Raw genomic sequence first — 22,508 nt, 5'->3', positions numbered from 1 at the left:
TAAATGGCTAAGCAGGAACAGCAAACAAACGAGCCGATGATCCGTATTCGTGGGCTTACTAAAAGCTATCAAACGGGGCCAATCAATACCCAAGTGTTGCATGGTATTGATTTAGATATTGATGCCGGTGATTTCGTGGCTATCGTGGGTAGCTCTGGTTCCGGTAAATCAACGCTGATGAATATTTTGGGCTGTTTAGATAAGCCCACATCGGGGGAATACTATTTCCAAGGACAGAAAGTTGCGGAAATGGATACCGATGAATTAGCGAAGTTACGGCGTAGTGCTTTTGGCTTTGTTTTCCAACAATATAATCTGCTGGGTGGGGCTACCGCATTGGCAAACGCTGAGTTGCCTGCCGGTTATACATCAATGCCTAGCGATGAACGGCATGCGCGTGCTGAGCAGCTCCTAACACGGCTTGGCCTCGAAGAGCGTATGCACCATAAGCCTTCTGAGCTTTCTGGTGGTCAGCAACAGCGTGTTTCTATTGCTCGTGCACTCATGAACGGCGGCGAAATTATTTTAGCCGATGAGCCAACCGGTGCATTAGATAGCCAAAGTGGTAAAGAAGTTATGGCGTTGCTTCAAGATCTTTCTAAGCAGGGCCATACCGTTATTCTGATTACCCATGATCATGAAGTAGCGGCGCACGCTGATCGCGTGATCGAATTAAAAGATGGGCATATTCTCAGTGATACGCGCAACCGTGATGTTCGTGCTCACGTAGCACCGGCGAAAGGCCCGGGTTCTGGGCAGCCTAGCCCATTGATGGATGCTGGCCGCTCAGTGATTACAGCATTAACCGCTTTGCGGCAAAACATATTCCGTACGGCATTAACGTTGCTTGGTATCGTGATTGGTGTTGCTGCGGTTATTTCCATGCTGGCTATCGGCCAAGGTGCCCGTCAGGACGTCGTTGATCGTATTAGTGCCATGGGTTCGAACTTGTTAACGGTGTTCCCGGGAGCGCCGAATCAGCGTGGGCGCTGGAGTGTGGCAACCTTGGTGCCCGAGGATGTGGATGCAATCAATGAGTTGCCGAATATTTTGGCGGCAGTGCCAGAATTAACCGGTAACCGCACGCTTCGACGTTCAGGCTTTGATAAAGAAGCACAGGTGAATGCTACTTATCACAAATTCCCGCTGGCGCGCCAATGGGACGTGGAATACGGCAGCTTCTTTACCCAAGAAGATGAAGATTTGTATGCCACCGTAGCCGTAATTGGGAAAACGGTAGCCACACAGCTGTTTCCTGATCGGGATCCGTTGGGCGAAGTGATGCTTATCAATAACGTTTTATTTCGTGTTATTGGTGTAATGAGTGAGCGTGGCGCGTCCCCTTGGGGGCAAGATCAAGATGATGTGGTGTTTGTACCATACAGCACTGGTTCATTACGGTTGTTTGGCCAGCGTTTTTTACGCAATGTAACCGTTGCTGTGGAAAGTAGCGATCCAATCATGATGCAGAATGCGAACGATGAAGTTCATCGGTTGTTGCTTGAACGCCATGGTGTTGAAGATTTTCAAATTCGCAATATGGCCTCGATCATTGAAACTGCCACTGAAACGCAGAACACCATGACACTGTTGCTTGGCGTTATTGCGGTTATTTCGCTTGTAGTGGGTGGTATCGGGGTTATGAATATCATGTTGGTGAGTGTAACCGAACGTACCCGAGAGATTGGTATCCGGATGGCGGTAGGTGCGCGCGCGGCGCAAATCCGCATGCAGTTTCTAGTAGAAGCGGTAACGGTTGCCTTATTAGGTGGCTTGATAGGGGTGAGTTTAGGCCTTGGTATTACCTGGGTTATCTCTACCTTCGGGAGTTCGGTTGTGTTCGCCGCCGGGCCGGTTATTATGGCTTTTGGTTGTGCCTTCTTAACCGGCTTAATTTTCGGTTATATTCCAGCCCGAAAAGCGGCTCAGCTTGATCCTGTGCAAGCACTTGCTAGTGAGTAGCCAAGTTAATAACTAAAAATACGGCGAACAAATAACCAGATTTATTCTGAGTTCGCGGGCTCCGATGGTATGCTATAGGGAATTATTCTCTCAGTGTATATCTTCGGAGCTTTTTTATGGCCAGTACTTCTTCGGCATCAGTTTCCCCTGACACGCTTTGCATCGACCAACCCGACGATTGGCACCTACATTTCCGCGACGGCGATATGTTGGCTATGACGGTGCCAGCCACTGCGCGCGTGTTCAAACGTGCGATTGTAATGCCAAACTTAGCACCGCCGGTAACCACCGTTGCGCAAGCGGAAGCGTATCGGCAACGTATTCTTGCGAATGTGCCATCGGGGATAGAATTTGAGCCGCTTATGGCATTGTATTTAACGCAAGATACAACGGCGCAAGATGTGCGTGAGGCTGCGCAAAATCCAAATATTATCGGCTATAAACTTTATCCAGCGGGCGCCACCACGAACTCAAGCGCCGGAGTACGGGCGGTTGATGCAATGGGTCCGGTACTGGAAACAATGCAAGAATTTGGCGTGCCGTTGCTGGTACATGGCGAAGTAACGGAGCCAGAAATCGATATTTTCGACCGCGAGAAGGTATTTATTGATCGTTATTTGGCACCTATCACCGAACGTTATGGCCGTTTGAAAGTTATTTTAGAGCATATTACTACCAAAGATGCGGTTGATTTTGTTACGAGTGCGCATGATTTAGTAGCGGCAACACTTACGCCACAACACATACTAATGAACCGAAATGATCTGTTGGTGGGGGGCGTGCACGTACACAATTATTGTTTGCCCGTGTTGAAGCGGCGTACCCATCAAGAAGCACTTCAGCAGGCTGCGATTAGCGGAAATAGAAAGTTCTTTTTAGGCACAGATTCGGCACCACATGTGCAAGCGAAGAAAGAAACGGCATGCGGGTGTGCTGGTTGTTTCTCTGCCTTTACTGCTATTGAACTCTATGCCGAAGCATTTGCTCAGCTCGATGCGTTAGATAAATTGGAGGGTTTTGCCAGCCACTTCGGAGCCGATTTTTATGGCCGGCCACGGAACACGCAAAAGCTCGTCTTGCAACGCACGGAATGGCAAGCGCCAGAAACAGTAACTCACAACGGTGAAACGTGGGTGCCATATTGGGCCGGAAAATCACTGCAGTGGCAAGTGCGTGTTTAATTCCAAGTTAATACCAAATTAAAACGCCAAGCGCATGAAATAATGGCCTATATGCGCTGCGAAATTAATATGCAGCGGCTTCGTATATTAAGATACCTATATTCTATTTGTCATACAGAGAAAGTATGATTATCTTGGTAAAAAAGCTTTAAAATATGGTGGCTTAGTGCCATATTTAAAAAATGAATATGGAATTTTTGGCGAGCGTGTAGCTTCCGTTGCAGTTATGTTTTTCTTACTTAATTTGTAGGTGTTTTAAATACTCATTAAGTGATCCGGAATCACCACCAGTACAATCAATAAAAGAGGGATTCGTTTGTTTCAGTTTTTTAAAACAAACAAAAAGAAGCTAATAGTAGCGCTCGGGATTTGCGAATCCTCTGTGCAGCTTGCCATTCTTAAAGTAGTTACTGAAGATCAAGTAAGTGGTTCTGTGCTGATGCATGCCGGAGAGGCGTGGCAATTGGTGGTGAACGATGAAGAACTTATCTCTGACCACAACCCGCTAGCTGCTATTGAAACGCTGATTTCTCGCTATGATAGCTTTGATTTTAAAAAGCATCCCGTACAGTTGGTGTTAGGCTCTAGCCTCGTTGAGCAAGTGGCGGTGGAACGCCCCGATGTACCTGAGCAAGATATTGTCCCTACGCTGCAGTGGACATTGAAAGATTTAGTATCGATTCCTGCCGATGATTTGTTGCTCGATTACTACGATATTCCTGTGCAAGTGGCGGGCGCTAAAAAAATTAATGTCGTTGCTACCAGCCGGAAAAAAATTCAACCGTTAGTTACCTTTTTGGCGAGCCAAGGAATGCAGGTGGCGGGCATTGTGAATCAAGATATGGCGCTTACGCAATGGCTCGAAGAAGAGCTGCGCGGTATGTTAGTAAGCCAATCCGCTGGTGAACGCGCGCAACTGCATATTATTGCCAAACAACAACTTGTTGTAAGTCGGAGATTACCGGCGGCATTCAATTTAGCAACGATCGATCCAGAAGACATTGGTGAGCTAGAAAATCTCTCGATAGAATTGCAGCGCTCACAAGATTTTTATACCGGTCAATTACGGCAAGCGCCACTTGCCGATATTGAGTTGGCGATCGATCATAAAAATGCAAAGGCGATTGCTGAAGTAATTGGCGCTCAGCTGGGTATGCAAGTGAGTATGCTCGCTTATCCGGCGTGGGCGAAAGAGCTCGCTGCCGGTGATTACTCTGATTTGGCAGCTATTTCTGGGCTGCTATGGTTCATGTTCTCTCAAGCTCCTGGCGCCAAGGGAACGAGCTCATGAAGCATACGATAAATCTATTCCAACAAGATCTCATTCCGGAACAGCCCTGGCTGAACTTCACTCGTGTGTTGTTGGGAGTTATCGTTGTATGCGCTGTTTTGGTAGCTTGGAAAGCTACCGTTATGTTTCAAGTACAAGGTTTACAATCGCAAATCAACGTTCAACGTTCGGCGTTGGCTAATGAGCAGCAACAGTTGGCGCAAATAAGTGAGCAGCTTCGAGCACAACAACCAAGTTCAGAATTAAAGGCGGAAGTGAATCGGCTAGAAACTGAGGTGTTGATGCGTCAATTTTTATTGGCTGAGTTTCAACGTCGAGGCCAGATAAAACAACAAGACTATGCAGAGTTGCTTACTGATTTGGCAATTTTGCACCGCGAAGGCGTTTGGCTTACCCGAATACATCAAGATCGCAATCGCTTAAATTTACATGGGCATTCAGTAAATGCCAGTATTTTACCGCAATGGATGCAGAGCTTTAAAACATCAACGGTTTTATCAGAACGGCGCTTCAATATGGTTGAACTCAAACGCGATAGCCGTGATCTGCTTAGTTTTGTATTGCAAGGAAATGCTGGTGATATGGGTGATTTTTCACTGAATAGTATGCCGGCAAGAGATAGTGAGAATTCTAACAACGGTAGTGATTCGAATTCCCAGCAGCGTGATATCGCGGAAGAAGTGCGTGCTGCGCAAGAAGAAAATGCAATTGAGAGAGAGCGAGAGCAAGAAAAACTAGAAGAAGCATTGCGGAAGCTTGAGAGTGTTTCTGGAGGTAACCGATGAAACAATGGTTAGCCAATGCGGAACTCTGGTTTAGCGACCGTGAAAAGCGGGAGCAGTATATTTTAGCTCTCGTTTCTATCTTATTGGTGGCTTGGCTTGGGTACATATTCCTAGTTGAACCGGGCCTAGAAGAACGCGATGGAATGCAACGTCAATTGCAACAAGCTACCGCACAAGCAACAAGCATGCAGCAGCAGGTAGCGGCCGCACAAGCCGAATTGCAGGCCGATCCTGATACTGCGTTGAGTAGTCGGCAACGCCAACTTTCAAGCCGCAATGATCGCTTGAATCAACAACTCGATAACTTAGCCGAATTTATTGAACCCGAGCAGTTATTAGATTGGCTACAAGCTATGTTGATGGATTCAGAAAATATCGGTAGCTCAGCAGAGAACAATAACGATTCGGGGCTAACATTGCGTTCATTCGATACCTACGCACCGGTACCCTTTCTAGAAGACACACCTACAGGCACAGTGTATCAACACAACGTTGAACTGGTGCTTGAGGGAAGCTATTTCTCGATACGAGATTATTTACAACGCTTGCAAGACCTACCTTTTGGCTTTTATTGGCAAGAGCTAGATTATCAAGTAGATGCTTATCCAACAGCGTTTGTACGCTTACGTTTGTATACCTTGAGCCAACAAGCCAGAGTGATACAGCCGGTGGAGGTGAATGATGCAGAAGAATAACCTAGTAGCGCTCTTAATTTTTGCGTTTTGTAGCTGCTATTTCACCGTGAGTGCCAGTGATACTTCCGCGGTACAGCGGGATCCTACCCGGCCAGCGGTAAATACCAACGAGGCTGGTTCCGAAGGCGAGCAATCACGTTTACGTACCGCAAATTTAAAACTTAACCTAATCCGCTACAGCTCGGAAGGCAGCAGTGCAGTGATTAACGGCGATACCTATATGATCGGCGATCGCCTAGGTGGTTGGGATGTGCAAAATATTGAAGTAGATCGTGTAATACTGATTCGCAATAACGAACAGATCGTTTTGTCGGTATTTTCCGGTTTAACGCGCAGTAGCTTTAAGGATAATCCATGAGAGTAAGAAGCAGCCTGAGCATCCTGATCGGATGTATCGTCCTAACGGGGTGTATCAGTAAGCCGCCAGAGCAGTTGGCCGATGAAGCCGATGACGCTTTGCGTGCGGGTGAGCAGCGCTCATCGACAAATCAGCGCTTAAAGGGATTGCCGAGTGATGTGCGTAATGAATTGCGGCAGCCACTGAATAACCGTGAAGAACGTAATCGTTTGTTGGAAGAGCCTCGATTTTCGGTGCAAGCTCGCGATGTAAATGCCGCGGATTTCTTTGGTCAGCTTACGAATGAAAGCCCATATAGCCTTGTAGTTCATCCTGATGTACAAGGCACTATTACTGTTAATCTACGCGATGTTACGCTGCAAGAAGCACTCGATGTTGTGCAAGATATTTATGGTTTCGATATTCGCCGTGAAGGCCGAATTTACCGCGTTTTTCCAGCTGGATTGCGAACTGAAACCTTATCGTTAAATTACCTTTCACTGCGGCGCCAAGGGCAATCACAAACATCCATTACCTCGGGCGGTGTTGCTGAACAGCAGGGTGGTGGTGTTGGCGGTTCTAGTCAAAATCAGGGTAACTTGGGTAATAGTAATCTTGGCGGCTTAGGATCTGGACCGCAGGGTGGCTTACCTGGTGGTGGAACGTCGGGCCTTACCGGGCAGACAGGATCCACTATTTCTTCACAATCAGAAACTGATTTTTGGCAAGATTTAAAAGAAATGCTAGAAGGTGTGGTAGGCACCGGCGATGGCCGCCGTGTGGTCGTATCGCCCCAGGCTGGGTTGGCCACGGTACGTGCATATCCTGCTGAAATTCGGGCTGCACGTGATTTTCTGAAGTCAGCGGAAAGTAGTTTGCAACGCCAAGTGATACTCGAAGCGCGAATCGTCGAGGTGTCGTTAAGTGAAGGATATCAGCAAGGGGTTGATTGGAGCCAAATTACTAGCGGCATAGGCGGTGGTGTTACTGAATTTAGCTTCAGTGGCGGTAGCGTGGATGCAGCATCACTTGGTGGAGTGTTTGGCCTGCAATTTCAAAGCCAATCGTTCAATGGCATGTTAGAGATGCTCTCTACGCAGGGCAACGTGCAAGTACTCTCAAACCCACGAGTAACCGCTACAAATAATCAAAAAGCAGTCATAAAAATTGGTGAAGATGAATATTTTGTAACGGATGTTTCCACTACTACGGTGACGGGTACAGCCACAACATCAACGCCAAATGTGCAGTTAACGCCGTTTTTCTCAGGAATAGCGCTCGATGTTACGCCACAAATTTCTGATGATGGCAGCATTACTTTGCATATTCGCCCTTCGGTTACGGAAACCCAAGAGCAAGAGAAAATCATTAGTTTAAACGGCGAAACCTTGGTACTTCCTCTGGCGCGAAGCAATATTCGTGAATCCGATACTATTATCCGAGCTCGCGATGGTGAAGTAGTGATTATTGGGGGCTTAATGCAAACATCCTACACAGATGAGCTCAGCCAAGTTCCGTTTTTGGGTAATCTTCCATTGCTTGGTGAATTATTCACCAACCGACGCCAACGTGAAGTAAAGAAAGAGCTAGTGATCATGTTGCGTCCTACAGTAGTTGGCGTAGATACTTGGGATACTGAACTTGAATCTTCTCGCGAATTACTTCGCCGTTGGTATGAAAGCCAGTAAATAGCTTGCGCGAGAAATGAACGCGAATCGATAAAAATACAATTCGGAACAGCAAGGATAATAATGTATTTATACCACTTCGGCTTTTCAGAATTGCCGTTTACATTAACACCAAATACCAACTTCTACTGTGGCCTTCGTGGCCACGATGAAGCGTTGCAGGTGTTATTAACGGCTCTGAAAACCGGTGAAGGTTTTATCAAAGTAACCGGCGAAGTAGGCACCGGGAAAACCTTGCTGTGTCGAAAATTGTTGAACGAAATTCCAGATCATTTTGCTACTGCGTATATTCCCAATCCATATCTACCACCGGAAGAGTTGCGCCATGCCGTTGCTTCAGAGTTGGGCATTGAGCACCACGCAAAAATCGACCAGCATCAGCTCACCCGAGAAATCGAAAAAAAACTGTTGAGCTTAAACAAAAGTGGTCGTTCAGTGGTATTAATTATTGATGAAGCCCAAGCTTTACCTAACGAAAGCTTAGAAGCTCTGCGGTTATTATCGAATTTAGAAACCGAAACTCGGAAGCTTGTACAATTGGTGATGTTTGGTCAGCCAGAGCTGGATGAGCGTTTAGCAACCCGGGAGCTTCGGCAACTACGTCAACGAATTAGCTTTTCTTATGAATTAGAAACACTTTCCGAAGAAGATTTGGGGCGTTATGTTCATCACCGTTTGCAGATAGCTGGTTACAAAGGGCCTCCGCTCTTTCAGCCCGATGTAATTTGGTGGTTACATAAAGGTAGCCGAGGTGTTCCGCGTTTGGTTAATGTGTTATGCCATAAAATGTTATTACTCGCATATGGTTCAGGCCAACACACGTTATCGGTGAAAGATGCGAAAACGGCTATCGCGGATACCGAAGATGCCATCATGCCAAAACGGCAAGATATGATCTGGTTTTTTGCTGGGGTTTTGGTGGCGGCTGCAATAGCAGTTAGCCTAGCCTTTTTACTAGGATGGTTGCCGGTATGAGTATTATTAACCAAATGCTGAAAGATATTGATCAGCGTGAGCGGCAGAATCATTCAGGTGCGAAAGCCAATTATGTTTATTCGGGAGCAGCTTTGCGCTCGCGCCGTTGGCTTTGGTCACTTGCAGGTGTGATCTTAGTTGTAGTTGTTTTTGCCATTGTAGCGGTGTTTATGTGGGCAAATGCAACACTAAATCATGATACGAGTGCTCCCCTGCCAACAGCTGAACAATTACGAATTGAGCGAACAAGTCCACGATTAGATGCTCGTGAAGCAGAGTTAGCTGAGCTTGAGCGCGAATTGAATGCTGAAGCCCAGCAAACACTTGCTCAGCAAACAAGTGCCGCGGAACCAGCGAACAGTAGCAGTGCAGAGAACCGTGCTCGGACTCGGCAAGTAGCTGTGCCGGTGGTGCCTGTAGCAACAGCATCGAATGATGCCGAGAGTACAGGAAATGAAAGTGCTAGCATCGAAAACGATGCCGCTGAGAATATTCCTGAAACCGCCAACCAAGTAGAAACTGGGAATCCGCAGGATACCAACAATCAGGCCGATTCTAACGCTGGTGAAATGAGCATTCAACGCAGCGATAGCCGCACAGCAACAGCACCTTCTTTATATCGCCGGGGTATGGAAAGTTTAGATGCGGGTAATGGCCGTGAAGCGATGCAACGATTCCAAGAGGCGTTGCTAGTTGATGCTGAACACCATGAAGCCCGCTTACAATTAGCAGCACTACAATTCGGTCGGGGCTTTGCTGCTGATGCTATCGCGCTTTTGCGAGATGGTTTGCAACTGGCACCAACGAACACGGAATTTTTACTTTTAAAAGCGCGGATTTATGATCGGATTGAACAACCTGGTTTTGCGCTTGAGCTTCTGCGTGATGTGAATGCACAGTTACCGCGTGACGCCGACATTCTCTTGATGCGTGCAAATCTGGCCAGCGATGCCGGTGATTATGCGTTAGCTGTTGCGAGTTATCAGCCGTTGGTGGCTTGGCGGAGCGATCAAGGCACTTGGTGGTTAGGTTATGGTTATGCGTTAGAGCAGTTAGCACAGTTACAAGGTGAAGGTGATGGGGAATATGCAAGCTTGCGCGATTCCGCAGCCGAAGCTTATCGCCGCGCCCTGCAAGACACTCGACTATCGAGCTCCGCGCAAGAATTCGCACTTGATCGGCGGGAGGCGTTAAATAACTAATGGCACGCCGTAATCGATTAAAAATGCGCTTGGGCGATTTGCTCGTTCATGAAAAAGTTATTTCTGAAGAACAACTTAACCAAGCGTTAAAAGCGCAAAAAACATCGGGCCGTAAGCTCGGTGATTTATTGATCGAGCTTGAATATTTAACGGAACAGCAACTGCTTGATTTCCTCGCCCAGCAGCTCAATTTGCCGGTGCTACAGCTCAGTGAACGCCGTTTAGATCCGAACTTAGCGCGGCTTCTACCAGAAGTGCAAGCCCGCCGGCACCGTGCCCTAATCGTTGAAGCCGATGATAATCGCGCGCTTGTTGCCATGAGTGATCCTGCTGACCTTACAGCAATTGATGCAATTACCGCTATCTTAGCGCCTAGAGAAATTGAGCTGGCTGTTGTTGCGGAACGGCAACTCTACGATGCTTTTGATAGTTTATATCGGCGAACACAAGAAATTGAACAATACGCGAGCCAACTGCAAGAAGAATCAAAAGATGAAACAGAACTTGATTTAGGCAGTTCTCTAGAAGGCGATGGCGATGATGTTACCGTTGCCCGGCTATTAAAATCGATTTTTGCCGATGCTGTGCAGGTGCGTGCTTCGGATATCCACTTGGAGCCAGCAGAGAAAGGCTTGCGGATTCGGCAACGGGTGGATGGCCAGTTGCAAGAAACCATGCTCGATGAGAAAGGCATTGCCGCCGCATTGGTGTTGCGTTTGAAGTTAATGGCTAGCCTCGATATTTCGGAAAAGCGTTTACCCCAGGATGGCCGTTTTCAGATGACCGTGCGCGGTCATCAAATTGACGTGCGTTTATCTACTTTGCCAACCCAGTGGGGCGAAGCTTGTGTTATGCGTTTGCTGGATCAATCGCACGGTTTGCTCAGCTTGGAACAAACCGGTATGCCCGCAGCGTTGGCGAAAAAAATTCGTTATCACATTGGCCGCCCCCACGGCATGATTTTGGTAACCGGCCCAACGGGTTCGGGTAAAACCACTACGCTCTATGGTATTTTGAGTGAGCTAAACCAGCCTAATAAGAAGATTATTACGGTAGAAGACCCGGTGGAATATCGTTTACCACGAATTTCGCAAGTGCAGGTAAACAGCAAAATTGGCCTTAACTTTGGCCGCGTGTTGCGCACAACCTTGCGGCAAGATCCGGATATTCTCATGGTGGGTGAGATGCGAGACCAGGAAACCGTAGAAATCGGCCTTCGGGGCGCGATTACCGGCCACTTAGTGCTATCAACCTTGCACACCAACGATGCCATTACCAGTGCTATGCGGTTAATTGATATGGGCGGTGCCCCTTATCTCGTAGCAAGTGCGTTGCGAGCTGTGCTTGCACAGCGGCTAGTGCGGCGTATTTGTGAACATTGTAAAGAAGAAGATGTATTAGATACTCAGCAGAGCACTTTGTTGCGCAGCGTTGTTGCTGATGTGCCGAAGAACGCTAAGTTCTATACAGGCCGTGGTTGCCAACGTTGTAACTTTACCGGTTATCGGGGTCGGGTAGGTGTTTTTGAACTCTTGGAAATGAATGAACCGATGATCGCTGCGTTACGAAATAGTGACACGCAATCTTTTGCTGAAGCTGCACGTGATAGTAAAGATTTCAAAACCCTCGCGGAAGTGGGTTTTGATTATGCGCTCGAAGGTATTACCTCGGTTGATGAAGTTCTAACCCTAGCGGCAGGCACGCCCGTGTTTTCTGATGAAGATATGCAGCTAATGCAAGAAGCTGATGAACTCGATGCGAGTGAAAAGGCTGATCGAGATGGCTGATTTTCTCTATCACGGGCGAAATCGTGCAGGTAAAAATGTAAAAGGCAACCTTAGTGGTGCCAGTGCGAATGCCGTGGCAGAAACTTTGATTCAGCAGGGTATTACCCCGTTAAAAATTCAGCCGCGAGCGGCCAAAACTGCTCAAGCAAAAGCGAAGCCGCAGAATCGTAACGCCAATAAATCGACACGTAGTAATCAAGCGGGCGGTAAAGCAAAAGCAGGCTTGCGCCTACCTGGTTTTTTTAAGCGCAACGTGCCGCTGCCAGATTTAATTATGTTTATTCGGCAAATGTACTCGCTCACGAAAGCGGGTATTTCTATGTTGCGGGCTATTGAAGGCTTGGCAGAAAATGCAACTAACCGCCAACTCGGTGAGGCGCTAAAAGAAATCTGTGAGCAACTCGAGCGAGGCCGTGGGCTCTCAACGGCAATGGCTGAGCACCCGAAAGTGTTTCCGCGCTTAGTAGTGGCGGTAGTACACGTAGGTGAAAATACCGGTCGATTGGAGCAAAGTTTCGCGCAATTAGCGGTGTATTTGGAGGGCGAACTCGATACCCGAAAACGCATAAAAAGCGCCACGCGTTATCCTATGTTCGTTAGTATATTCTTAGTAGCAGCGGTGATTGTTCTAAATATTTTCGTGATCCCCCAGTTTTCATCCATGTTTGCGAGTTTTGATGTTGAGCTACCGTTGATTACGCGCATGCTGTTAGCTAGCTCAAGCTTTTTCCTCAACTATACTTGGGTGTTAATCTTAATCATTGTTGGGGTTATTTTGGGTACGATACGTTGGTTAAAGCAACCCCATGCGCGCGAGCGTTGGGATGGTTGGAAACTGAAAATGCCGGCAGTGGGCGATATTCTTGAACGCTCGTTGCTCGCTCGTTTTTGCCGAAGCTTTTCGGTGATGCTCAATTCTGGTGTACCACTCACACAAGCGTTAGGCCTAGTGAGTGAAACTTTAGATAACCAGTATATGTCGGTTCGCGTGGGTGAGATGCGAAAAGGTATTGAGCGCGGTGAAAGCCTATTGCGAGTAAGTCGAAATAGTGAATTGTTCACACCTTTGGTGTTGCAAATGGTAGCGGTGGGTGAAGAAACCGGTAGTTTAGATGATTTGCTGGTTGAAGCGGCGGAATACTACGAACGCGAAGTCGATTACGATTTGAAAAACATCACTGCACGTATTGAGCCAATTATGATTAGCGTTGTGGCGGTGATGGTGCTTTTCCTAGCGCTGGGTATTTTCTTACCGATGTGGGAAATGATGGGGGCCTACGGGGGTGGTATGTAATGGACGAGGAAAAGCGTAAGCGCTCACGTTCAGCCTCATCTGGCACTGCTTCGGCAAATAAGATAACGCTGCCGGTGAAAGCCGCCAGCGCAGCAGCATCTAGTTCCAGCTCTACTTTAGGTATTGCTCTGATTATTAGCTTAGTCAGTATGGTGGTTGTGGGTGTGTTGATGCGCGGTGCATCAGTAAATATGTTTTCTGAGGATACCGCGGGCTGGCGCGATACGGAATTTGATGCGGCGGCGAGCCGGTTTCAAACTCATGTAATGCTGGCGCATGTGGAGTGGATTCGTTTGAGTGAGCCACGGCAGGTAGCTCTCGAAGTTCGAGGCGATACCTTTACAGAAATCCCTATGGGTGAAAATGGTTGGCCTATTGGCCGCAATGGCGAACGCACTGGCAACGCTATGTGCCAAGATATATGGGAACTATTGGCTGAGCCTGGCGATATGCGCAGAGCCATGAATACGGCATGGGCTCAACACCGCAATCAATGGTTTTGTGAATTTTACTACGATGGCAGCCTACGTTTTCGATATCAGCCTTCGAATGGGCAAATATATCATGAGCCCAAACCGCGTTAGGGGTGTCGAGTAGCGGTTAGCTGAAGTGCAATCTGAAATATTAAATTGCATAAAAGCCAATGCGGGTGGGGTGTGCAAAATGTCGCATATAACATTTAGTATAGAGCAAACTAGGCCTTAGTTGTTATGATCACTGTATAAAGTTTGCTCGCTTCACAACATTGTTTTCAGCACAGACTTTGAAGTTAAGTGCAAATTGTGAAGCGCCAAGGAAAAAGCAGAAAGAGGTAAAGGATAAAATGATAAAGCAGTATCTGAACAATACGAGAAGCCCAAGCGCTTTCCAGCAAAAAGGCTTTACGCTGATCGAACTCATTATTGTTGTGATCATTCTTGGCCTTTTAGCAGCAAGTGCTTTACCGCGCTTTACCGATATTTCTAGCCAAGCGGAAGATGCTTCACTTGAAGGCGTAGCCGGTGGCTTTACCAGTGCTGTGGGTATCGTGCGCGGCCAATGGGAACTCGATGGCCGCCCAGTAGGTGATGACGAAACGACAGGCGCTGGCTCTATTGTATTAATTGATGAAATTCAAGTCTATGTTGATGGTAACCGCGGCTATCCAGTAAGTGGTTTAGATAATCCATCAGCACACGACAACAACATGGATGCAGAAGATTGCCGTAGTTTGTTCGCTGCTATATTGCAGGGCGCGCCTACGGCTAGCACCAATTTCGCCGACCTAGACAGAGTACGATTCTTTGTTGCGGCGGAAAATGACGGCACCAACAATATCTGTGTGTACTACCAGGCCAGAACATTAAGAAGCTTGCTAGATGCGCCCAGTGGTGACGATTATCTAACGGTAGGTAACAATTTCGTGTACAACCCACGTACCGGAGGCGTAAACGTTAACCTCAATAGAAGCAACTAGCAGGCAGTATTACTGCCACGGAACTTTTAAACTTAATTTTTAAACTTAGGCAACATAAAGGTGAATAACATGAAACAGCAAAAAGGTTTTACATTAATCGAATTGATCATCGTGATCATTATCTTAGGTATCTTGGCCGTAACTGCAGCACCACGGTTCTTTAACTTTGCAACAGATGCGCGTATTTCTACGCTTCAAGGTGTTGAAGGAAGTATTAACGGTGCAGCAGGTATCGTTTATGGTAAATCAGTTGTTGCAGGCACAGAGCGCAGTTCAAGCGGAACTGCAGAAGGCGTTACTACAGCATATGGTTATCCAACAGCGGATACTGATGGAATCATCGCGGCCCTTTCTTTGAGTGACGACTGGACTAACGCTGCAGTAACCAATGTAACTGCTGATGGTGATGCTGCAGATGTTCCTGCGATCGCGATTTATAACTCAGCGCTGGATACAACCGATTGGGAATTTGACGCTGACGAAACTTTGAGCGGTTGCTTTGTGGTTTACGTAGAAGGTTATAACAGCGACGCAACACCAGCTGTTGAAATCGAAATCTATGCGACACAGCGTGTAACTGATCTTTGCTAATCTAATTAGCTTATATTTTAAAAAGGGGCTTCGGCCCCTTTTTTATTGGCTTTTATTTAATTTGGTAGCTTTTTCAAGAGTCGAAGCAAGCAAATAACGGTAGTCACCGTAATTATAAAGGATCCAAAACTTTCGATTTCTACTATAACTACTAACTGATTTAACGAGAACATTCGGCTTTACGGGAGCAAGATTATGAAGATGTTTAGTATGTTAGCGGTGATATTAAGTTTTTCTTTTGTTGGCGCTCAATTAGTTAACGTTGCGCACGCGCAGCAGGTTAGTGAAACTGAGCTAACACAAGGTGTGTATATGCTTGAGGGACAGGGCGGCACTATGATGCTGGTAACGACGGAAACTCGAACGGTGTTAGTTGATGCGCAGTATGCGCAAATGGCTGAACGTATTGCAGCAAAAGTTGATGAGCTTGGCCAAGTTCCGCTTACTTACTTGATAAACACGCACTTTCATGGCGATCACGTAGGTGGAAATGGTTATATGGGTGAAGAGCTGGGTGTCCAGATTGTGGCGCATAAAAACGTGCGCACTCGCTTAGCTGAGGATGATGAATTTCCAGAAGCCGGCCTACCTACTATTTTAGCGGATAACTCGCTTACCCTGGAGCTTGGCGGCCATAGCTTAACCTTAGTGCATTACCCAACGGCGCATACCGATGGTGATATGGTGGTGTGGGTTGATGGTGAAAATATTGTGCACCTTGGCGATTTGTTCTTCGTAGCGCGTTTCCCGTTTATTGATTTAGGGGCGGGTGGCACAGTGCAGGGTTATATCGATGCACTAGCGGATTTGCTCGAGCGTCTTGAAGATGACACCCAGATTGTAGCGGGCCATGGTGGCTTAGCAAGCAAACAGCAGTTACAAGACGTGCACGATATGATTATTGAAACGCGGCAACAGGTGCGCGATTGGCACGCAGCTGATGCCAGCGTTGATGATATGGCTGACGCAGGCTTAGGCGAAAAATGGGAAAGCTGGAGCTGGAACTTTATCAATGAAGATCGTTGGATTCGTACGTTATATAACGACATGATGGCGCAGTAAGCTCGACGTGAATGCATAAAGTTGGTTAGTAAATATATTTTGAAAGAAGAAAAAAGCGGCGCTTAAGTAAATCTTAAGCACCGCTTTTTTAATGTTAGAAAAGAACTCAGCGTAGCTCTAGCCAATAGATAATGCGGTCATTTCCGCGATATTGGCCGAAGCTGCCAAAGGCTCTAGGGTTGGCGTAGGGATCACCGGCGTTGTCCACCCATGGGTATTGCAGCCAGGTGGGCGCTTGATACTCGAACTCAAACTCACCGATATCATTTGCGGGCTCCCAGAATAAATCACCGAACACCAATTCGCCATTTTCTAGCGTTCCGCTTATGCCATCGGGCCCTGTTACTAAGTTGTTTGGATTATCGATAATACTTAAATTAACCGCGTTGGTTACCGTACAACTATCGAGGTTGTTTACCATAAAGCGATTTCCATCCCAATATTCGGCGAGCATAATTACGTTCAGATTTTCATCTTCTGGCCCGGCAATATTTTCCAGCACGAGGCGGCCGTAGCGAAGGTTAAGCTCATCAGCAAGGGGAGCTGCGGCGCCCAGCTGAGTTGCTAAGGTTAAATCAGTGCCACTGAACGTTCGGCTATCCTGTTCATTCGCAATTTGCAGCCCTACATTAAGGTTTGCATAAGGCCCATCGGGGCCTTCATCCGCAAGGCGTTGGAACACTGCTTGTGGTTCATTCACCGACATAACCCCATAAGCCCAATCGGCTGACCAGCTAATGCCAAAGCGATTAGGGAAATCATCAGCAGGCGCGTCAGCCGGACCTACATTGGCGGCAACTGCATTAATATCGGCAGAGCCTGGATAGTTGGTGCGGCCGTAGTTTTCGGTGATACCGCCCGCTGTATTCACCGCATGCACAATAGCAGACACGATAATTTCGTTGTGGCCCATATAACTGAAACCATCGCCTGTACACGCATTTACAACGGAAGAATCGTCGACAATGAAACGATCCGGGTAGAATCGGCCAACCGGGCTGGGTGGCTTAGCAATCACATCGCCAGCGCCGAGGTAACTATCGCCCGTTAGGCTCGCTATTAAATTAACAGTACCCGCCTCATCCCAAGTAACGCCGTTTGAACGCTGGGCGCCGGGGTAAACGTTGTCGGGCACAAAGGCGCTGCCGGTAGTTACCGTGCCATCTTCACCATCGGTTGGAAAAGCAACAGAATCAAAAGCGGCTTGTACTCCGGCTGGGGTACTCTCGTTACCAAAGTTCGGTGTTGCATTGCCACTGGCATTCAACGATTGAATGATCACGTTAAAAGGCGAGCCCGCAGCTTGAAAACCATCGCCTGTATTGGTGGTGGCGGTCCATAGGTCGCCGTCACTATCGAGTGCTTGTAACACCAATGTATGCGGCTTTACCACGAATTCGTTTAAGCCCGTTCCATCTAACACTACCGGTGGATCGTTAATATCCGGATTGTTAGCGTTGGGCTCGGCCGGCAATGTAAGCTCTGCATGCAACCGTAGTTCACCTACATCGGTATAGTTGTGGGGCAACAGGGCAATGCCGTTTGCATCGAAGCTAAGCGTTACTGGCTGTTTATTGGCGTTTGAACCTAAATCATTCAGGCCAATATTGGTACCGTCAATACTGTAGTTCTGCCCGGGCATACAAGACGCTGGGTTAACACACTCCACGCCGATATCAACCGTTTGCGTACCTTGTACGCGGGCTTCACACGCACCGGTATTTACATTGGTTTCAACGGCGCGCAAGGCAACCGAGAAATCAACGCCAGCGTGCGTATCGGGTATTGGATCGAAATTGTTCGCACCTACAAAAAGCAGGCCAGCGGTTCTAAAATCAACAGCGCAAGTTCCCGAGGTTGTTCCGGTTGGGTCAAAACACTGGGTAGGATTCACCGCGTTAGGTGTTGAACTTGATACTGAAAAGGGCGTATTCCCGCCAGGAATATTTTGCAGGCCAACAACACCAATACCATTTGATAGGCTCACTGTGCTTACCGTTGTACCGCCGCCGCTGGTAATATCACCATTTGCCCATTCGGCTGTTGCATTTGAAGTCGTCAACTCAACAGACGCAGCATCTTCAAATAGCTCCGTGCAATTCGCATTAGCGCATGCTCTGATCTCAATAGGTGCTGTAAAGCAGCTAACTAGCGAGCCGGGGCGGCGAACCTGAAAGTAAAGTATTTCTCCATCTTCCGGCTCACAGTCGAATGCCTCTAAAACTTGTTGCTGAGTTTGTTGTGAGTAGGTGAAAGTTGTATTACTGCCAACCGAAACCTCTCCCGCACTTACAATTGAGCCTTGAATATTATTGTTGTTACCGAAGTCTACCTCAGTGTTATCGAATGGCGCGTAAATTACCCCATTAAAATTTGTGAACCCGGAGTTTGGTGAATTATTAGTGTTACCTATATCTATTTCCGCGTCTTCGTATAAAAAAATCATGAAATTGGCAGTATTTCCGCCGCTATTTATAAATATATTATTTCCGCCATCCATTTGGTCTTCTATAAATAACCGAACAGGTCCTGAAGGTTGAACGGTCATAGTAACGTTATTACCCATGTCAATTTCTTCAATGAAGTAATCCCCCGGACCAAACTGGATGGTGCTTCCATTTTTCAAATCCAGCTTTTCTATGTAGTAAGTGCCGCCGCCGGTTGTCGATATAAACTCATCATCATCGGCCTCAACGGTATCGTAACTGCCGGGTGCAATGTCTGTTTGATCTTCAACATCCGGGCCACCTACCAAATTACTTGGGAATTGTAACGGCTCAAAAGGAGGGAATTCTGTAGGGACGGTGGTGACACTACCTGAAGGTGTTGGCGTGTTACCATCACCATCTATGGAGTTGCCATTTATAGTGGAGCCACTGCCATATTCGAATTGGGTGTTGCCAATAACACCGTACTCACTAAATCCTGTAACCGCCTCGCAAGAATCATCCTCATCTCCTGGCCCGGCAACACAGCTGTGTGGCGTTTGCCCATCGGAATCATCACAAATGGCATCGCCACCAACATTACCGCCATTATTTGTTATTTCCGGCGCTGTGGCGTTGCCCCCAATCGAACCTTGATTGTTAGTTATAGTCTCGTCTGCAGTTGCATTTTCGGTAACATAAGCGTTTGAATAGTTTAAAGTGATGTTAGTTGCAGTTGCATTCCCGGTAATACCTGAGCCACTTCCGATATCAATCGTATTGGTAGCGGTAACGTTTCCGGTTACATCCGAATTGCTGGCTTGAATATTTACATTGGTAGCGCTGACATTCCCGGTTACGGAGCTATTACTCGCTAGAGTGAAATCGCCACTTGCGGTTACACTCCCATTTATAGTTACCGGTGAGTTTGTGGTAATGTCGGTTCCCGTTACCGGCCCATTAATTGTGGCGGAGCTACCAATAAACACCGTGGTTGATGAGTTCAGAGCCCCGTTTACTGTGGTGTTCGATGATTGAATCGAAATGCTATCACCGGTTATCGTGCCACCTACATTATTCGCAGAACCTACGGTAACCGTTGTACCGGTAATAGTGCCACCAATATCCGTAGCGTTAGCGGTTGTAATACTCCCGCCATCAATAGAGCCAGTAATAGTATTGGTTGAGCCACCGTTAAACGAGTTCGTAACCGTAACGTTACCATCAATTAAAGTGCTGCTTTGAGTTGTTATCGAGTTTGCGCTAATGTCAGCTAAAAACTGCGTGCTACTACCACTATTAATGGTTCCTGCGGTTACCGAAGCATTAAAAGTATTATTGCTGCCGGTGTTTAATACTCCCCCAACATCAAGTGCTGAATTAATATTAAAGCCAAAACCAGTGCTTAGATCACCGGATACAGAAACTGACAAACGGCTCGTGGTCCCGCCAACGTTAATTTGCGCATTCTGTAAATTCGCATTACCAATAATAACTAAAGAGCGATTGTTTCCGCCAACCGAAATTGTATCACCCCAGTTAAGGTTTAACCCATTTGGACAGGTAACGGTGCCACCACTGCGATTACAGCCAGGGGGTGGATCATTTGGGATAGTGTAATCGGCAGCAAAAACTGAAAACGAAATCAGGAATAATAGAATCAAACCTAAAACCTGATTAAAAGCACGGGTACTATTGCAAGGAACCGGCGTTTTTAGCATTTTAACTCCCACCATCGATGGCCTCCAAAATCACTTCCTTTGAATATTCCATATCACCAGCGTCGCAAATACCGCGGGTGATGATACGAAAGTGCGTGCCGGTGTAGGCTGGGTCGATGGCACCAAGATCAAGATAATCACAGGCCACTTCGGCGCTGCAGCCATTTAAACCCGGTACTGCGAAGGCTTGGGTGAGATCCGGGGTAAACGGATTGTTCAACGGAACACTTGTATCCCTTACTGAGCAAACACTAGTATCTACTGGCGCATCAAGCGGGAATAAATCCGTTAAGAATAGTTCCGCGCCGCTACGTGCAGCGGCGTAGGCTCGAGTGCCATATACATCACTTACCGTGGCACGCCCTAGATCACCTAGGATACGCACCATGGCTACGCCAAGAATACTCATTACCACGATAATGAAAATAGCTACGGCAAGCGCTCCGCCGCGTTGCCGAACAAAGCGATGGCGAAAACGATTTTTCTTGTTCTGATCACGGTTATGGAACATTAGGCACATGCACCTCATGAAGAATCTGCAACGGTTCGTTTTCAGCGCTGCGGCGGAATCGTAGATCGATTTGCACTAGGCTACTGCGTTGCAGCGTGGCTTCAAATACGCGGAATGGCAGTTCGTCGTTATTTAAATCATTATCCATGTCAACGGCCATAATTTCACGGCTTCCACTGAATCCACTTTGCAGAGCTGCTTGAGTAAGCTGCGAAACACCTAAACCATAGCCTTGATAACGCTCAAGTGCGTTTGTGTTTGCGTTATAACACCAGCTTACAGGCTGGCCTCCTACATAATATCGCGAGGCTGGGCTATCAGTTGGAAAAAAACTGGGTGTATTGCTGTAATCAATGGTGATTAAGCCATCTTCCGGTACATTATTGCTCACCGCATCGATGGTTTTACGGCGCAATGGCGTATTACCATAGATGAAATTCGCATTGGTGGCATACACAAAGAGATATTCACCGGCTAGAGTGTTCGTGGTTTGCGGCAATACACCAATAAAATCATCACTGGCCGTGGGCCCAGCTTTTGGAATTTGCACGTAACTGCTGCTCGTGAGAATTGGAACAAACTCGATGCAGCGCTGTAAATCGCCAGGTAATACCCGAATGCTTCGTGGCAGGGCGTTGCGCAATTCACGGGTTAAACGCTCAACTGCAAAACGGCTTTGGGAAACTAATTGTTCGCGGCCGGCCACATCACTATATATCCGTGCACCAAAACCGATATAACTAAAAATAAAGGTACTGGTAATGCCGAGTAAAATGATCACGATCACCAGTTCTATCAAAGTGTAGCCATTAACGCGGCGCATTAGTAATTGCCCCGTATAGCGCTAAACTGAAAATCTTGCCCTAGTGATGTGGTTACCGTTACTTCTACGCGCTTAAATAACGAGATCGCGCCTGTGTTCAAACACTCGCCGCTGCTATCGCTGTAACAAACGCTAATGGCATAGCCAAAACCTGAGTATCGGGCGGCAATTTCATCGCCTAAAGCATCTTCAAGCGGTGAAGTTGTATCGTTCAAGCCATCGTAATCATCCACGTCGTTAAAGCGATCGCGAGTTTCGCCCGCGCCATCGGGGCCAAAATCAACCTCAAGAGTACAGGAAGTGGCACCGGTTTCACCGCAACGTTCAGCGCCACCGGACCGATCGCTATTTTCATCGAAAGATTTACTCATGATTTCATCAAGTATTGCTTGACCTAATGTGGCGGCACGAGATTGTAAAATAGGCTCTGCGCTTCGTTGCGCCTGCGGGAAGATAATGACACTTAGTAAAACAATACTGATGCCTAAGGTAACAATACCAACAATAATTTCAATCAAGGTAAAACCCTGCTGCGCACGCGCCGCGTTTTTTCGGGGCTTACTCAGATTGAGGTAGTGTTGGTTTGGCATGAATGATTCCCTTGCTCATGTTGGCTGTGTGCGCTGCTTGCCCGTGCTTTTTCGCTAAAACTAATAGCAGGCAAAGCTTATATTGGTAACAGTTTAACGCGGTGCCTAAACATTGTTTATATATTGTTCTT

General features: G+C 47.2%; 19 protein-coding genes. 15 read left to right on the top strand and 4 right to left on the bottom strand.

Annotation, left to right across the window (positions count from 1 at the left end):
• The first annotated feature begins 3 nt into the window (after nt 1-3).
• From CWE13_RS06505 to CWE13_RS06435, 15 genes are all read left to right on the top strand, one after another.
• On the top strand, nt 4-1,962 hold the full coding sequence (locus CWE13_RS06505) for a MacB family efflux pump subunit (RefSeq protein WP_126806998.1): 1,959 nt from the start codon (nt 4-6) through the stop codon (nt 1,960-1,962).
• Nucleotides 1,963-2,078: 116 nt separating this feature from the next.
• Complete coding sequence (gene pyrC / locus CWE13_RS06500) at nt 2,079-3,143, top strand: dihydroorotase (protein WP_126806996.1); 1,065 nt, start codon at nt 2,079-2,081, stop codon at nt 3,141-3,143.
• A gap of 316 nt (nt 3,144-3,459) precedes the next feature.
• The gene (locus tag CWE13_RS06495) at nt 3,460-4,434 is read left to right on the top strand and encodes a type IV pilus biogenesis protein PilM (RefSeq protein WP_126806994.1); all 975 of its coding nucleotides are present in this window, start codon (nt 3,460-3,462) and stop codon (nt 4,432-4,434) included.
• On the top strand, nt 4,431-5,219 hold the full coding sequence (locus tag CWE13_RS06490; protein ID WP_157980941.1) for a PilN domain-containing protein: 789 nt from the start codon (nt 4,431-4,433) through the stop codon (nt 5,217-5,219). The genes CWE13_RS06495 and CWE13_RS06490 overlap by 4 nt, the downstream gene beginning before the upstream one ends.
• Nucleotides 5,216-5,914, top strand: coding sequence for a type II secretion system protein GspM (gene gspM / locus CWE13_RS06485; RefSeq protein ID WP_126806990.1), 699 nt, complete (start codon nt 5,216-5,218; stop codon nt 5,912-5,914). Before CWE13_RS06490 ends, gspM begins: the two co-directional genes overlap by 4 nt.
• On the top strand, nt 5,898-6,272 hold the full coding sequence (locus CWE13_RS06480) for a hypothetical protein (RefSeq protein WP_126806988.1): 375 nt from the start codon (nt 5,898-5,900) through the stop codon (nt 6,270-6,272). The genes gspM and CWE13_RS06480 overlap by 17 nt, the downstream gene beginning before the upstream one ends.
• A complete protein-coding gene (gene mshL, locus CWE13_RS06475) occupies nt 6,269-7,939 on the top strand; it encodes a pilus (MSHA type) biogenesis protein MshL (RefSeq protein WP_126806986.1) in 1,671 nt (556 codons plus the stop codon). The genes CWE13_RS06480 and mshL overlap by 4 nt, the downstream gene beginning before the upstream one ends.
• Nucleotides 7,940-8,002: 63 nt before the next feature.
• Nucleotides 8,003-8,914 carry an ExeA family protein gene (locus tag CWE13_RS06470; protein WP_126806984.1) on the top strand — a complete coding sequence of 304 codons (912 nt, stop codon included), beginning with the start codon at nt 8,003-8,005 and terminating at the stop codon, nt 8,912-8,914.
• Nucleotides 8,911-10,116 (top strand): tetratricopeptide repeat protein, encoded by a 1,206-nt coding sequence (locus tag CWE13_RS06465; RefSeq protein ID WP_157980940.1) that lies wholly within the window; start codon nt 8,911-8,913, stop codon nt 10,114-10,116. The genes CWE13_RS06470 and CWE13_RS06465 overlap by 4 nt, the downstream gene beginning before the upstream one ends.
• Nucleotides 10,116-11,903, top strand: coding sequence for a GspE/PulE family protein (locus tag CWE13_RS06460; protein WP_126806981.1), 1,788 nt, complete (start codon nt 10,116-10,118; stop codon nt 11,901-11,903). The genes CWE13_RS06465 and CWE13_RS06460 overlap by 1 nt, the downstream gene beginning before the upstream one ends.
• Nucleotides 11,896-13,197 (top strand): type II secretion system F family protein, encoded by a 1,302-nt coding sequence (locus CWE13_RS06455; protein WP_126806979.1) that lies wholly within the window; start codon nt 11,896-11,898, stop codon nt 13,195-13,197. The genes CWE13_RS06460 and CWE13_RS06455 overlap by 8 nt, the downstream gene beginning before the upstream one ends.
• On the top strand, nt 13,197-13,781 hold the full coding sequence (locus tag CWE13_RS06450) for a hypothetical protein (protein ID WP_126806977.1): 585 nt from the start codon (nt 13,197-13,199) through the stop codon (nt 13,779-13,781). Before CWE13_RS06455 ends, CWE13_RS06450 begins: the two co-directional genes overlap by 1 nt.
• Nucleotides 13,782-14,020: 239 nt before the next feature.
• The gene (locus CWE13_RS06445) at nt 14,021-14,653 is read left to right on the top strand and encodes a prepilin-type N-terminal cleavage/methylation domain-containing protein (protein WP_126806975.1); all 633 of its coding nucleotides are present in this window, start codon (nt 14,021-14,023) and stop codon (nt 14,651-14,653) included.
• 69 nt (nt 14,654-14,722) lie between these two features.
• Complete coding sequence (locus CWE13_RS12685) at nt 14,723-15,244, top strand: prepilin-type N-terminal cleavage/methylation domain-containing protein (RefSeq protein ID WP_126806973.1); 522 nt, start codon at nt 14,723-14,725, stop codon at nt 15,242-15,244.
• A gap of 195 nt (nt 15,245-15,439) precedes the next feature.
• Complete coding sequence (locus CWE13_RS06435) at nt 15,440-16,306, top strand: MBL fold metallo-hydrolase (protein WP_126806971.1); 867 nt, start codon at nt 15,440-15,442, stop codon at nt 16,304-16,306.
• Nucleotides 16,307-16,412: 106 nt separating this feature from the next.
• On the opposite strand, the gene CWE13_RS06430 is transcribed toward CWE13_RS06435, so the two are convergent.
• The 4 genes from CWE13_RS06430 to CWE13_RS06415 are packed head-to-tail and all read right to left on the bottom strand — an operon-like array spanning nt 16,413 to nt 22,377.
• Nucleotides 16,413-20,453: a polymer-forming cytoskeletal protein gene (locus CWE13_RS06430; protein ID WP_126806969.1), complete on the bottom strand. Its 4,041-nt coding sequence runs from the start codon at nt 20,451-20,453 to the stop codon at nt 16,413-16,415.
• A 1-nt stretch (nt 20,454) separates the two neighbouring features.
• Entirely contained in the window at nt 20,455-20,964 is a 510-nt protein-coding gene (locus tag CWE13_RS06425) for a pilus assembly PilX family protein (RefSeq protein ID WP_126806967.1), read from the bottom strand.
• A complete protein-coding gene (locus CWE13_RS06420) occupies nt 20,954-21,787 on the bottom strand; it encodes a PilW family protein (protein ID WP_126806965.1) in 834 nt (277 codons plus the stop codon). Before CWE13_RS06420 ends, CWE13_RS06425 begins: the two co-directional genes overlap by 11 nt.
• Nucleotides 21,787-22,377: a type IV pilus modification PilV family protein gene (locus tag CWE13_RS06415; protein WP_126806963.1), complete on the bottom strand. Its 591-nt coding sequence runs from the start codon at nt 22,375-22,377 to the stop codon at nt 21,787-21,789. Before CWE13_RS06415 ends, CWE13_RS06420 begins: the two co-directional genes overlap by 1 nt.
• Nucleotides 22,378-22,508 lie beyond the last annotated feature (131 nt).

This window comes from Aliidiomarina shirensis (genome assembly GCF_003987345.1).
GTDB lineage: Bacteria > Pseudomonadota > Gammaproteobacteria > Enterobacterales > Alteromonadaceae > Aliidiomarina > Aliidiomarina shirensis.
The sequence above is the reverse complement of the archived record's forward strand: the minus strand, read 5'-3'. Positions and strand labels throughout refer to the sequence as shown.